This window comes from Gemmatimonadetes bacterium SCN 70-22, from assembly GCA_001724275.1.
Taxonomy (GTDB): domain Bacteria; phylum Gemmatimonadota; class Gemmatimonadetes; order Gemmatimonadales; family Gemmatimonadaceae; genus SCN-70-22.
Genome location: MEDZ01000025.1, coordinates 21748 through 34679, shown reverse-complemented (window position 1 = coordinate 34679; position 12932 = coordinate 21748). Strand labels below are relative to the sequence as shown.

The window sequence follows — 12932 nt, the reverse complement described above, 5'->3', positions numbered from 1 at the left end:
GTGGCTTACGTCACCAGCGGACCCGCCGCTTTTTGCTTGACCAGCCCGAAACCCGTCTACTACTTATCGGAGGCCCGGATCCCCGGGTCTGGCTCCCCCCGTCTCTTACGCCAGCGCCATGTCGCACGATAAACACCTGCGCTGCTCCTTCTGCGGAAAGTCGAAGGACTCCGTCCGGAAGTTCATTTCCGGGCCGTCCGTCTACATCTGCAACGAGTGCATCGCCCTCTGCAACGAGATCCTTGCCGAGGACGATGAGCGCGAGGTCGCGGAGGCGATCACGCAGGTCCCGACGCCCAGGGAGCTCAAGGACGTCCTGGACCAGTACGTGATCGGGCAGGAGCAGGCGAAGAAGGCGCTGTCGGTGGCGGTCTACAACCACTACAAGCGGATCAACTCGGGAGCGTCGCGCGACTCCGACGTCGAGCTGGACAAGTCGAACATCCTCCTCATCGGCCCCACGGGGGTCGGCAAGACGCTCCTGGCGCAGACGCTGGCCCGCATCCTCGACGTCCCGTTCACCATCGCCGACGCCACCACGCTGACGGAGGCGGGGTACGTGGGGGAGGACGTGGAGAACATCCTGGTCCGCCTGCTGCAGGCCGGTGACTTCAACGTGGCCGAGTGCGAGCGCGGGATCGTCTACCTGGACGAGATCGACAAGATCGCCCGCAAGAGCGAGAACCCGAGCATCACGCGCGACGTCTCGGGCGAGGGGGTGCAGCAGGCGCTCCTCAAGATCCTCGAGGGGACGGTGGCCTCGGTCCCGCCGCAGGGGGGGCGCAAGCACCCGCAGCAGGAGTACATCCAGATCAACACCAAGGACATCCTGTTCATCTGCGGCGGCGCATTCGACGGGCTCGAGAAGATCATCGAGGCCCGCACCGGGCGTCGGCAGATCGGCTTCGGCAACAGCGAGGGTGGAGGGGCGAGCGAGGAGGAGGTCCAGAAGACCCCGTTCGGCGAGGTGGAGCCGGACGACCTCCTGCGCTACGGGCTGATCCCCGAGTTGGTGGGGCGCATGCCGGTGGTCGTCCCCCTCGAGGCGCTGGACGAGGAGGCTCTGGTCAAGATCCTGAAGGAGCCGAAGAACGCGCTCACCAAGCAGTACCACAAGCTCTTCGAGCTGGAGGACGTGAAGATCACGTTCGAGGAGTCGGCGCTGCGTGCGGTGGCGCAGAAGGCGCTCAAGCGTGGGACCGGGGCACGCGGACTTCGGGCGATCCTCGAAGAGACGCTACTCGAGATCATGTTCGACCTCCCGAGCCGCGAGGACGTGGTCGAGGTGAAGGTCACGGAGGCTTGCATCGTGCACGGCGCACCGCCCCTTCTCGAGATCCAGCCGAAGCGGCAGAAGAAGGAAGCGTGAGGCGCCCAACGTGAGGCTCACCCGCGCCTCCGACAGCTACGACGTTCCCGACCGCCTCCCCGTCCTTCCGTTGAAGGACGTGGTGGTCTTCCCGTACGTCGTGATGCCCTTCCTGGTGGGGCGAGCGGGGTCGCTCGGGGCGGTAGAACAGGCGTGGCGCGCCGACCGGTACGTGGTCCTGGTCGCGCAGAAGTCGGCCGACGTGGCCGATCCGGTCGCCGCGGACGTCTATCGCACCGGGGTGGTGGCGCGGATGACGCAGGCGTCGCGCCTCCCGAACGGGACGGTGAAGGTGGTGGTGGAGGGGCTGGCCCGCGTTCGCCTGACGCGCATCACCGCGAAGGACGGGGTGCTCAAGGCCGCGCTCTCCCCCGCGCCGTGGGGGGGCCAATCGCTCCCCGCCGAGCAGCGCGGAGTGGCGCGGCAGGCGCTCGAGCGCTTCGAGGAGTACGTCGCCCTCCAGCGCCGCATCCCGCAGGAGGTGTTGCAGGCGGCGAGCACCCCTGGCGACGACGAGCGCACGGCGTGTGTCGTCGCCGCGCACCTCGCGGTCCGTCACGAGATCCGCCAGCGCCTGCTGGAGTCGCTGACGCTCGCCGAGCTGTACGACGGGCTGCTCGAGGTGATCTCGGGCGAGTTGGAGATTCTCCGCCTCGAGCGGAAGATCGACGACGACGTGCGCGGCTCGATCTTCCGGAACCAGCGCGAGTTCTACCTGCAGGAGCAGCTGCGGGCGATCCATCGCGAGCTGGGGGAAGACGAGGGCGACGACACGGAGGAGCTGGAGGCGAAGGTCGAGGAGAAGGGGCTGCCCGAGGCGGTGAAGGCGCGGGCGCTGCGCGAGGTGCGCAAGCTGCGGCGCATGGCGGCGATGTCGCCCGAGGCGACGGTGGTGCGCAACTACCTGGACTGGGTCCTCGCGCTCCCGTGGGGCGAGCGGACCGACGACGTCCTCGACGTGGCCCATGCCCGGCAGGTGCTCGACGAGGACCACTTCGGGCTGGCCGACGTGAAGGACCGGATCCTCGACTACCTGGCGGTGCTGGGGCTGGTGGGGCGGCTCGAGGGGCCGATCCTCTGCCTGGTGGGGCCGCCGGGGGTGGGGAAGACCTCGATGGGACGGTCGATCGCGCGGGCGATGGGGCGGAAGTTCGTGCGCATGTCGCTGGGCGGGGTGCGCGACGAGGCGGAGATCCGCGGCCACCGGCGCACCTACATCGGGTCGCAGCCGGGGCGCATCCTGCAGGCGATGCGGCGCGCCGAGACGGTGAACCCCGTGCTGTTGCTCGACGAGATCGACAAGCTGGGGCAGGATTATCGCGGCGACCCGGCGGCGGCGCTGCTCGAGGTCCTCGACCCCGAGCAGAACCGGGCGTTCAACGACCACTACCTCGAGGTGGACTACGACCTGTCGCAGGTCCTGTTCATCACGACCGCGAACTCGCTGGCGACCATCCCGGAGCCGTTGCGCGACCGGATGGAGATCCTGCGCATCCCGGGGTACCTGGACCACGAGAAGCACGCGATCGCGCGGCAGTTCCTCTTCCCGCGCCAGCTGCAACGCAACGGGATCGACCCGGCCGCGGTGCACGTCCCGGCGGAGGTGCTGGCCGCCATCGTGCGGCTGTATACCCGCGAGGCGGGGGTGCGGGAGCTGGAGCGCCGCATCTCGCGCGTGGCGCGCAAGCTGGCGCGCCGGCGGGTGGAGCGCGCGGCGGTGGGCGCGGCGGTGGGCGCGGCGGTGGGTGCAGGGGGAGGCGGGGCGGCCGGCGGGGGGGAGCCGGAGGGCGCGCCGCTCCCGCTGACGCTCGCGGACGTGCGCGAGTTCCTCGGGGTGGCCCCGTACGACCCGGAGGACCTGTCGCGCGAGGACAAGGTGGGGGTGGCGACCGGGCTGGCCTACACCAGCGTCGGCGGGGAGGTGCTCGAGATCGAGGTGGCGGTCCTTCCCGGACGCGGGCGTGTGCAGCTGACGGGGGCCCTCGGCGACGTGATGAAGGAGTCGGCCGGCGCCGCCATCAGCTATGCCCGATCCCGTGCCGCGGCGCTCGGGATCGACCGCGACTTCCACAAGACGCGCGACATCCACGTCCACATCCCGGCGGGGGCCACACCCAAGGACGGCCCGTCGGCCGGGATCGCGATCGCCACCGCGATCGTGAGCGCGCTGAGCGGGATCCCCGTCAAGGGGACGGTCGCGATGACGGGAGAGATCACCCTGCGCGGTCGCGTCCTCCCCATCGGCGGGCTGAAGGAGAAGGCCGTCGCGGCGCTGCGCAACGAGCGCACGGACGTGATCATCCCGCACCTCAACGCGCGAGAGCTGGAGGAGCTCCCCGAGGACGTGCGCGCGGGACTCGCCTTCCACCCGGTCGAGGCGATGGACGAGGTGCTGGCGATCGCCCTGACGCGCCCACCGCGCCCCGCGGCCGCCGCCGGCGAGCGCGCCGCGGCGCCGGACGCGGGCGAGGTCGCGCACTGATGGCGCCCGCCGGCGGCGACCGGGCGGCCACGCCGCGCGACCCCCTCGTCATCCGCCACCTGCAATTCCTGGGGGGGATGGCGGTGCGCGGGGGGTGGCGCCCGCCGGAGGCGCTCCCCGAGGTGGCCTTCATCGGGCGGTCGAACGTGGGGAAGTCGTCGTTGCTCAACCTCCTCGTCAGGCGCAAGGCGTTCGCGCGCGTGAGCCGCACGCCCGGGCGCACGCAGGAGGTGAACTTCTTCCAGGTCAACGACGACTTCGTCCTCGTCGACCTCCCGGGGTACGGCTACGCGAGGGTGTCGAAGAGCCGCCGGCACTCGTGGCAGCCGCTCATCGACGGCTACCTGCGCATGACCGGCCAGCTGCGCGGGATCGTCCTCCTGCTCGACGTCCGGCGCGACCCCAACGACGAGGACCTGGCGATGCTCGACTACCTGGCCGAGCTCGGGATCCCCACGCTCGTCGTGATCACCAAGGTCGACAAGCTGGGGGCGGCGGCGCGGCGCGAGCGGGTCCAGGCCATCCTCGAGGCGACGGGGGTGGACGAGGCGCAGGTCATCGCCTCGAGCGCGCACTCGGGGGCCGGGCGCGACGAACTGGCGGAGGCGGTGGTGGCGCTGGTGTCGGAGCCGGCGTGGCGGAAGGAGGGGGGGTGAGGGGGCGGCGGCACGGTGGCGGCCGGCATGGCGGCGGCACGGCGGCGGCGCCGCGGCGGACGGCGCGGCGGACGGCGCGGCGGGCGGTGATGCGGCGGGCGCTGCTGCTGGGGACGGCCGGGCTGGGCGTGGCCGGGCTCGCCGCCTGCGCTCCCGCGCCCCGCCGCGGGGGGATGCCGCCAGCAGCACGCGCGACGCCCGATAGCACGGCGCCGGATAGCGCGGCGGCCGATCGCGCGCCGCCCGAGCGCGGGGCGGGGCGCGACAGCAGCGCGATGCTGGTCCCCCCGGGGTTCGGGACGCTGCGACAGGACGACATTGCCCTGCGGGTGTCGCAGTTCGGCTTGCAGGTGCGGGCGATCCCGCTCGACGAGACGGTGATCCGCGTCCTCTCGCCCGACTCGTACCGGGCACTGCGGGACCTGGTGGCGAGCCAGCGCGAGCGCCTCGAGCAGCTGCAACGCCGCACCGCCCTCCCCCGCCTGAGCCTCTGGTACGTCTCGTTCTTCGCCCTCGAGCAGGGCGAGACGCGCTTCAGCCCCATGGAGGTCAACATCTCCAACGTCGGGCGCGACTTCCAGCCGCTCGACGTCATCCCGCTCTCCCCCGGCTTCGGCGCGCAACGCCTGCGGCAGCGCGAGGTGCAGCACGCGCTGTACGTCTTCGACGGGCAGCTGGACGTGAACCAGCCGCTGGCCATCGTCTACGAGACCGCGCGCAACGACGAGTGGTCGATCCTCCTGCACCGCATCGAGCGCGAACGCGCCCTGGTCCGCTCGCGCGCCGCCGCCCGGCCCTGACCCACGACGAGGACGCCTCCCTTCCCCTCGCCCTTCCCCTCGCCCTTCCCCCCGACGCGAGAGTCCCCATGGCCTGGCTCCCCCTCCGCCAGCTCCCCCCGCGCCCCAGCGCCCCCCTCGCCGACGCCTGGCTCGAGCGCCTCGACGCCGCCCTCGCCGACCCGGCGTGCGACCGCGCCGCCCTGTGCCGCGACACCCTCGCCGAGCTCGCCTGGCCCCAATATGCCCCGCACCTCGACGAGGCCCTCGCCGACCCGGCGGTACCGTTAGGCACCCGCCTCGCCCTCTCCCAGCTGGACCCGCGCCACATCACCCTCGAGCCGGAGTTCTACGCCGACTGCGACGACGCGCGCTTCCAGCCCGTCAAGCCGCTCCTCTGGCTCTGGTACTCCTTCGACCGGTTGCCGCTGGCGGGACAGAACGTGGAGCTGGGCGTCAAGCTGCGCCGCCTCCTGGCGCCGCGCATCTTCCGGCGCTGCGGGAACAACTTCAAGTGCTTCCAGCACGTGGAGTTCTCGTTCGGATACAACATGGAGGTCGGCGACGACGTCGTCGTCCACCGCCACGTCCTCCTCGACGACCGCGGCGGGATCGTGCTCGGCAACAAGGTCTCGATCAGCGACTACGCCAACATCTACTCGCACACGCACAGCATCGTCGAGCAGGCCGACGTCACCAATGCCGTCACGGTGCTCGAGGACGGCGTGCGCGTCACCTACCACGCCACCGTGCTCGCCGGTGTCCGCGTCCGCGAGCAGGCGATGGTCGGGGCCAGCGCCGTCGCCACCAAGGACGTCCGCCCCTACCACGTGAACGTCGGAATCCCCGCCAAGAGCGTGCGCGTCAAGCCCAACGCCCCCAGCGGCTGAGCGCCAGAGCAGCGGAGCGCCTGTCCGAGCCCCGCCCTACTTCACCCGCAGCACATCCTCCACCGGCCCGGCATCGCCGTTGGCCAGGAGCGACTGGATGTCACGAAGCGAGGCCCGCGAACGTGGCCAGGCCAGTCGGGACAGCGCTTCATCCACGCCGACCCACTCCGCCATGTCGTGCTCGCCCCCGAGCACGACTGCCCCCTCGCTGTCGGCGAAGGCGGCGAAGACCACGGCGACCTGCACCACGCCGAAGCGGTGGAGGTAGAACGGGTGGCACGCCACGTTGTACAGGCGGCGGAGCGCGAGTCCCGTCTCCTCGCGCAGCTCCCGCTCGGCCGCCTCCTCGGGGCGTTCCGCGCCCTCGATCCGCCCGTGCACCACCTCCCACGCCCCGGTGCAGCGCGTCCCCTCTGCCCGGCGCAAGACCAGAACCTTCCACCCCTCGGGGCGCGGATCGATCACGAAGAGGTCGATGACCCCCACCTTGAGCTCGGCCATGAAATGCTCCCAAGTAGAAACGGGAGCACCAACCCGTGCTCCCGCCGAACCTCACCACCTCACACCCTAACTCCGGCGTAGCAGGGCGCGCAATCGAGCGGTCAGCGCCCTCGGCCTGAATGGCTTGGTCAGGAAGTCGTCGGCCCCCGATTCGAAGACCCGCACCTCGTTCTCCTCGTCCGCCTTGGCGGTGAGCACCACGATCGGAATCTCCTGCGTCCCCGGGCGGGACCGCAGGCGAGCCAGCACGCCGTAGCCGTCGAGGCGAGGGAGATTGAGGTCGAGGACGATGGCATCCGGGGCAGACCGGTCGATCTCGTCGAGCGCGGCGATCCCGTCGGCGGCCTCGACCACCGTGAAGCCGTCGCGCTCCAGCAGGTCGCGCAGCACCAGGCGCAGCGACTCCTCGTCCTCGACCAGGAGGACCGTCCCCTTCTCCCCACGCCGATGGGCGGGGGCGACGTCATCCACCAACTCCAGGACATCGTCGCCGAAGATGGACGCGGCCCGGGACGAGGGCGGAGGAGGAGCCGGGGCCGGGGTCGGCGGGGCGAGCGGGGCGGGCGCAGCCGGCGTCGGGCGAGACGTTCCGGCCGCCGGGGAGCCCGAGTCGCGCGTGAGGTGACGCGGCTCGGCTCGGTGTTCGCGGCGAACGACGGGCTGGTCGAGCGGGACCTCCACCACGCGCAGGAGCTCCTCGATGTCGGTGGTGCCCGCCGCCACGTGGTCGATCCCCGACTCCCAGAGGGAGCGCATCCCGCCGGTTCGCGCCGCCTCCACGATCTTCTCCGTCGATTCGCCCGCGGCGATGCGCCGCTCCACCTCGCCATCGACCAGGAGCACCTCCATGATGGCCAGGCGCCCGCGATACCCCGTGCCGCCGCATTCGTTGCAGCCGACGGCGCGCTGGAGCTTCGTCTCCGCGGGAAGCCAGCGCTGCACCCGGTCGGGGACGGGGGCGGTCATGGGGGCCCGGCAGGCGGGGCAGAGGCGGCGCACCAGGCGCTGCGCCACCACCCCCTTCAGGGCCGCCCCGATCTTGTAGCTCTCCACGCCGATGTCGACCAGCCGCGCGATGGAGCTGGCCGCGTCGATGGTGTGCAGGGTGGACAGGACGAGGTGCCCCGTGAGCGAGGCCTGGATCGCGATCCCCGCCGTCTCCCGGTCGCGCACCTCGCCGACGAGGACGACGTCGGGATCCTGCCGGAGGATGGACCGGAGCGCCGCGGCGAAGGTGAGCCCCGCCTTCTCGTTCACTTGCACCTGCACGACGCCGGCGAGCTTGTACTCCACCGGGTCCTCGACCGTCACGATGTTGACGCCGCGCGTCTGGATGGTGCGCAGCGCCGCGTACAGCGTGGTCGTCTTCCCCGACCCCGTCGGGCCGGTCACCAGGACGATCCCCTCGCGCAGGTTGACCAGCGACTGGATGCGCTCGAAGTCCACCGCGCACACCCCGAGGCTCTCCAACGACAGGATGTTGTTGCTCGAGTCGAGGATGCGGATCACGACCTTCTCGCCGGCCGAGGCGGGGAGGGTCGAGACGCGCAGGTCCACGCGCTTCCCGTCCACCGAGACCCGGGCGCGCCCGTCCTGCGGGCGAAGGCGATCCGCGATGTCGAGCCCGGAGATGATCTTGATGCGCGAGACGAGCGGGACGCCGACCGCGCGGGGGAGCGTGAGGGCGTGACGCAGGACGCCGTCGACGCGATAGTGCACGCGTACCCCCAGCTCCTGCGTCTCGAGGTGGATGTCGCTGGCCCGCTGCTGGATCCCCTCGGCGATGATGTGGTCGACCAGCCGGATGATGGGGCGCTCCGACGCCTTGTCGGCCGAGAGGTCGAGATCGGCGGAGTCGGCCTGCTCGGTGAGCGACTGGACGTCGTACTGGTGCATCCCCTCCAGGAGCTTCTCCACCGAGCTCTCGGGGCGATACAGCTCGTCGATGCGCTCCACCAGGCGCGACGGGGCGGCCAGGTGCATGCGGATGGTTCGCCCGGTGGCGAAGCCGAGCGTCCGCTCGCAGTCGAGGTCGTGGGGGTCGGCGGTCGCGATGTCGAGCACCGCGTCCGTCACCTGCAACGGGACGATGCGGTACTTGCGCGCCAGCGACTCGGGGACGGCCTCGCACGCCTCGGCGCCCGCGGTCGACAGGTCGGCGATCTTCATCCGGAAGCGCGCCGAGAGCGCCTGGAGGATGGCGTCGTCGGTCGTGAAGCCGCGCCGGGTCGCGGTGTCCCACAGACTCTCGACGTTCGGCTGGCGCAGTTCGGCGAGGGCCTCCGCGTCCACCAGCCCCTCCAGGGTGGGGAGGAGCCAGTCGTCACGAATGATGCGCGGCGGCATGTTCACGCGTTCTCCAACCGAGGACACAGCGGGCAGCGAGGGAAAGGTGGGGAGTGGTCGCGGGGTGATGACCAGCCCCGGCAGGCGACGCACACAGGCGCGCCGTCTCTCTCAGATATCGACCGCCATCCCGGCGATTCGTAACCAGATTCTCTCAGAGAATCGGCCAGAAGTCGCGGCTGACGTCGAGGCTGAAGGTCCAGCGCCCGTCCCTCATTCCCCGCGCGACATCGAGGCGGAGCAGGTCGAAGAAGGAGAGGACGCCGATGCCGGCCGAGGGGTACCATCCGGCGCGATACCGCAGGGCGGCGTCGTTGCTCCCTTCACCCTGGGCGCTGCCCGGCAGCTGCCATGCGTCGAGCCCTGGCGCGGAATGAACGCCGTGGAGATAGGGGGCCAGGCGGGCCTCGCCGGGGATCCGTCCCCACCTGCCGAGCGGAATGGCGATGAACGGGACGGGAAAGCGCCACTCCACGTGCTGCGTGACGAGGGCCCGGCTCTGGAACTGATGGAAGTCGTAACCCGGGGCCGAGAGGGGGCCTCCGGCGAAGAGGAAGAGCTGCGGGGGGAGTGTCCCCTGGGCGTCGGCGCTCCCCCCGGCCATGCGCAGCGCCAGCTCCCCACGTCCCACGGGGCGCGTGAGTTCCGCCGAGGCGAAGAACCGCACGTAGCGCCCAGGCGCCGCGGAGTCGATGGCCGGTGGCTCGGCCGCGGGCCAGGCGCGGAGCCGTCCGGCGCGGATCTCGCCCCGGGCGCGCAGCATCGTTCCGCCCCACCATGGACCGTTGGGGCGCTCCACGCCGATCGAGACGCGCGGACCGCGCCCTCGATAGGCGGCGATGGCCGGCTCGTAGCGTCCCCACGACGGGCGCGCCGCGACCGACACCGCCTGGTGCCACTCATAGCCGCCGTCGAGAGTCCAGCGCAGTCCCGCATGAGCGCCAAGCTGCAGCGTGGCCGCCGCGCCACGCGCATCGAACGGTTGCGTGTAGTCGCTTCCGAATTCCTGGGCGGCGATGGAGTTGCGGATGCGCGAGGTTTCGGCGTCGTCGCCGGCGTCGCGATAGTCGCGGAAGGCGCGCAGGCGGAGGGCGACTCCGTCGGCGCGTTCCCACCCCAGGGAGGCGGTCCCCTTGGCCTGGTGGTCGGAGAGGCCGAAGCGTCCCATGACCGCGGCGTCGAAGCCTGCCCCGAGCCGGCGCCGCAGCCCGGCGCCGAGGGCGAGCCCTTCGGCGCGCGTGACCCGGGCGACGTCGGAAAACGAGCGGACCGACGGGAGGGTGGCCTGCGTGCGCTGCAGCGCCTGCGCGCGGACCAGTCGGCGGGCCTCGTCTTGCACCTGTCGAAGGTCGTCGTCGGTCGCCAGCTGCACGTCGGCGCCGATCGCCGCCGCCAGCGGCGTGTCGGGCCACCGGAAGCGCGCGCGGCGCTGCGGGGGGGCGTAGTCGATCTCGGGGCCGGGCGACATGGCCACCGTCCCCCCCTGGTTCACCTGGTAGTCGCGGATCTCCCAGCGCCCGCGGATGATCCCGCGCGCGGGGAAGTCCATCCAGCTGCCGGTGCGGCGGATCTCGATCTCCTGCCGGCGCGGGAGCCAGTAGCGCCCCTCGATGAGCGAGTTCTCGATCACGATCGAGACGTCCTCGAGCTGGGCGTCCTTGAGGGCGCTCCGCGTGAAGGAGAAGGCCATGCGCACGACCTGGGCGTCGTCGCGCGCGATGTACACGGCCCCCACGGCGGCCGGCTCACGATCATCCCGTGGGCGGACCTTCACCTCGTATACGTCGATGGTGCGCCCGGGGATCTCGAATCGGAGCGAGTCGGCGAGCTGGTAGTCGTAGGTCGCCAGCCCGCGCGCCGAGAGCGGGTGGGCGACGTCGCGCACCTCGTCGCCGTCGCCCAGGCGGATGATGTCGGGGAAGTTGCCCTGGACGATCCCCAGGTGGTCGCGGTGGTAGTTGATGTCGGTGGGGAGGAGGAGCGTATCGCGACGACCCACGATCCATTGCTTGCTGTAGTTCGGCGCGCGCCAATAGACTTCCAGCATCAACTCGTCGCCCTTGACCACCTTGGGCGGGATGGGGAAGCCCTCACCGAGCTGGGCGAGGAAGGTCAGGTAGCCGTGCGCGAGAGCCTGGTAGTCGGTGAGCCCCGAGTCGGCGAGTTGTCGCGCCCGACGCGCGGTGGCCCGTTCGACCAGCTGGCGCGACACCGCGTCGTTCCATGCGCGTTGCCCCCCCGCTGCCGCGGGGAAGGCGGCGGCGGTGGCGGCGGCCAGCAACAGCGACCTCGCAAGCGCGCGCGACATGATGGGCGAATTATCGGCTGGCGTCGTCGGCGCCAGCAAGCGGAGTCAAGACGTGAGCTTTGCCGAATTCGAACGACGCGCCCAGGGCGCGGACCTGGTCCCGGTGTGGCGCGACATCCTCCTTGATACCGACACCCCGGTCTCGGCGTTCGCCAAGCTGCGCCGGGGCCCGTTCGCCTTCCTGCTGGAATCGGCGCCGGCGGGAGGGGAGACGTGGTCGCGTTACACCTTCATCGGGACGGAACCGAGGGGCGCGTGGCGCCTGACGGGGCGCACCGTGGAGCGCTGGACCCCCGCGCGGGGGTGGCACGGCGCCACCGAGGTCGGCGACCCGATCGACGACCTGCAGGCGCGCCTGCGGGAGGAGCGCGCCGCCCGCGTCCCCGAGCTCGGGGAGTTCTGGGCGGGGGCGGTCGGCTACTTCTCGTACGACGTCGTGCGCGCCATCGAGCACCTGCCCACCCCGCCCCCGCGGCGCGTGCCGGCCCCCGACGCCTGCTTCGTCTTCACGCGGTCGCTGGTGATCGTCGACAACCTGCGCGGACAGGCACGGCTCGTGGTCGCCGTCGAGACGGGCGGCGACGGGGGGGAGCCGGGCGGCGCCACGCTGCGCCAGCGCTACGACGAGGCGTTAGGCGAGCTGGACGAGCTGGAGCGACGGCTGCGGGCGCCGTCGCCGTTGCAGGCGGTGAGCTTCGACCCCTCCGCGCCGCGGGCGCACGGGACGTCGTCGTACACGCGCGAGGCGTTCGAGCGCGACGTGGAGCGGATCCGCGAGTACATCCTCGCCGGCGACTGCTTCCAGGCGCTGCTGGCCCGCCGCATCGAGGTCCCGCTCGACTTCGACACGACGACGCTGTACCGCGCGCTCCGCGTCCTGAACCCGTCGCCGTACATGTACCACCTGGCGCTGGACGGGGTGGAGCTGGTGGGATCGTCGCCCGAACTCCTCGTGCGGGTCGTCGATCGCACGGTGACGGTGCGCCCGATCGCGGGGACACGGCCGCGGGGAGGCACCCCGGCCGAGGACGCCCGCATGGCCGACGAGCTTGCAGCCGACGAGAAGGAGCGGGCCGAGCACGTGATGCTGGTGGATCTGGGCCGCAACGACGTGGGGCGCATCGCCGAGTACGGAAGCGTGCGGGTGACGGAGCTGATGACCGTCGAGCGCTATTCCCACGTATTGCACCTGGTGAGCGAGGTGCAGGGGCGCCTGCGCGAGGGGCTGTCGTCGCTGGACGCCTTCCGCGCCACCTTCCCGGCCGGGACGATGACCGGGGCCCCCAAGGTGCGGGCGATGGAGATCATCGACGAGCTGGAGCCGGAGTGTCGCGGCCCGTATGCCGGCGCCGTGGGCTACATCGCCGCCGGCGACTCGCGCATGGACCTCGCCATCACGATCCGCACCTGCGTGGTGGCCGGGGGCGTGGCGAGCGTGCAGGCCGGGGCCGGGATCGTCGCCGACTCCGTCGCCGCCCGGGAGTGGGAGGAGACGGAGAACAAGGCGCGGGCGATGCTCACCGCGATCGGGCGAGCGCGCGCGGCGGGGACGGGGGTGGCGGGGCCGCGCTAGGCGTAGGGCAGCGGGGAGGGCATATTCC

General features: G+C 71.7%; 9 protein-coding genes. 6 read left to right on the top strand and 3 right to left on the bottom strand.

Annotation, left to right across the window (positions count from 1 at the left end; translation table 11 throughout):
• The first annotated feature begins 118 nt into the window (after positions 1 to 118).
• The 5 genes from ABS52_13050 to ABS52_13030 all read left to right on the top strand — a co-directional run bounded on the left by ABS52_13050 (position 119) and on the right by ABS52_13030 (position 6176).
• Positions 119 to 1369 (top strand): ATP-dependent protease ATP-binding subunit ClpX, encoded by a 1251-nt coding sequence (locus tag ABS52_13050; GenBank protein ID ODT02583.1) that lies wholly within the window; start codon positions 119 to 121, stop codon positions 1367 to 1369.
• Positions 1370 to 1379: 10 nt separating this feature from the next.
• Entirely contained in the window at positions 1380 to 3851 is a 2472-nt protein-coding gene (locus ABS52_13045; GenBank protein ODT02582.1) for an endopeptidase La, read from the top strand.
• 77 nt (positions 3852 to 3928) lie between these two features.
• Positions 3929 to 4507 (top strand): hypothetical protein, encoded by a 579-nt coding sequence (locus ABS52_13040; protein ID ODT02624.1) that lies wholly within the window; start codon positions 3929 to 3931, stop codon positions 4505 to 4507.
• Positions 4508 to 4596: 89 nt separating this feature from the next.
• Positions 4597 to 5307 carry a hypothetical protein gene (locus ABS52_13035; GenBank protein ID ODT02581.1) on the top strand — a complete coding sequence of 237 codons (711 nt, stop codon included), beginning with the start codon at positions 4597 to 4599 and terminating at the stop codon, positions 5305 to 5307.
• 68 nt (positions 5308 to 5375) lie between these two features.
• A complete protein-coding gene (locus ABS52_13030) occupies positions 5376 to 6176 on the top strand; it encodes a hypothetical protein (protein ODT02580.1) in 801 nt (266 codons plus the stop codon).
• A 36-nt stretch (positions 6177 to 6212) separates the two neighbouring features.
• On the opposite strand, the gene ABS52_13025 is transcribed toward ABS52_13030, so the two are convergent.
• The 3 genes from ABS52_13025 to ABS52_13015 all read right to left on the bottom strand — a co-directional run bounded on the left by ABS52_13025 (position 6213) and on the right by ABS52_13015 (position 11331).
• Positions 6213 to 6677, bottom strand: a complete 465-nt coding sequence (locus ABS52_13025; protein ID ODT02579.1) for a hypothetical protein — start codon at positions 6675 to 6677, stop codon at positions 6213 to 6215.
• A 66-nt stretch (positions 6678 to 6743) separates the two neighbouring features.
• Entirely contained in the window at positions 6744 to 9029 is a 2286-nt protein-coding gene (locus ABS52_13020; protein ODT02578.1) for a hypothetical protein, read from the bottom strand.
• Between the two features lie 148 nt (positions 9030 to 9177).
• Positions 9178 to 11331: a hypothetical protein gene (locus ABS52_13015; protein ID ODT02577.1), complete on the bottom strand. Its 2154-nt coding sequence runs from the start codon at positions 11329 to 11331 to the stop codon at positions 9178 to 9180.
• 52 nt (positions 11332 to 11383) lie between these two features.
• Here ABS52_13015 and ABS52_13010 point away from each other — a divergent pair, with 52 nt between their 5' ends.
• Positions 11384 to 12904, top strand: coding sequence for a hypothetical protein (locus tag ABS52_13010; GenBank protein ODT02623.1), 1521 nt, complete (start codon positions 11384 to 11386; stop codon positions 12902 to 12904).
• Positions 12905 to 12932: the final 28 nt, after the last annotated feature.

What these genes read in the sequence shown, in the direction of transcription:
- ABS52_13025 (ODT02579.1), bottom strand. Translation starts at nt 6,677, where the DNA reads ATGGCCGAGCTCAAGGTGGGGGTCATCGACCTCTTCGTGATCGATCCG.
- ABS52_13015 (ODT02577.1), bottom strand. Translation starts at nt 11,331, where the DNA reads ATGTCGCGCGCGCTTGCGAGGTCGCTGTTGCTGGCCGCCGCCACCGCC.
- ABS52_13040 (ODT02624.1), top strand. Translation starts at nt 3,929, where the DNA reads ATGGCGGTGCGCGGGGGGTGGCGCCCGCCGGAGGCGCTCCCCGAGGTG.
- ABS52_13030 (ODT02580.1), top strand. Translation starts at nt 5,376, where the DNA reads ATGGCCTGGCTCCCCCTCCGCCAGCTCCCCCCGCGCCCCAGCGCCCCC.
- ABS52_13050 (ODT02583.1), top strand. Translation starts at nt 119, where the DNA reads ATGTCGCACGATAAACACCTGCGCTGCTCCTTCTGCGGAAAGTCGAAG.
- ABS52_13035 (ODT02581.1), top strand. Translation starts at nt 4,597, where the DNA reads ATGCGGCGGGCGCTGCTGCTGGGGACGGCCGGGCTGGGCGTGGCCGGG.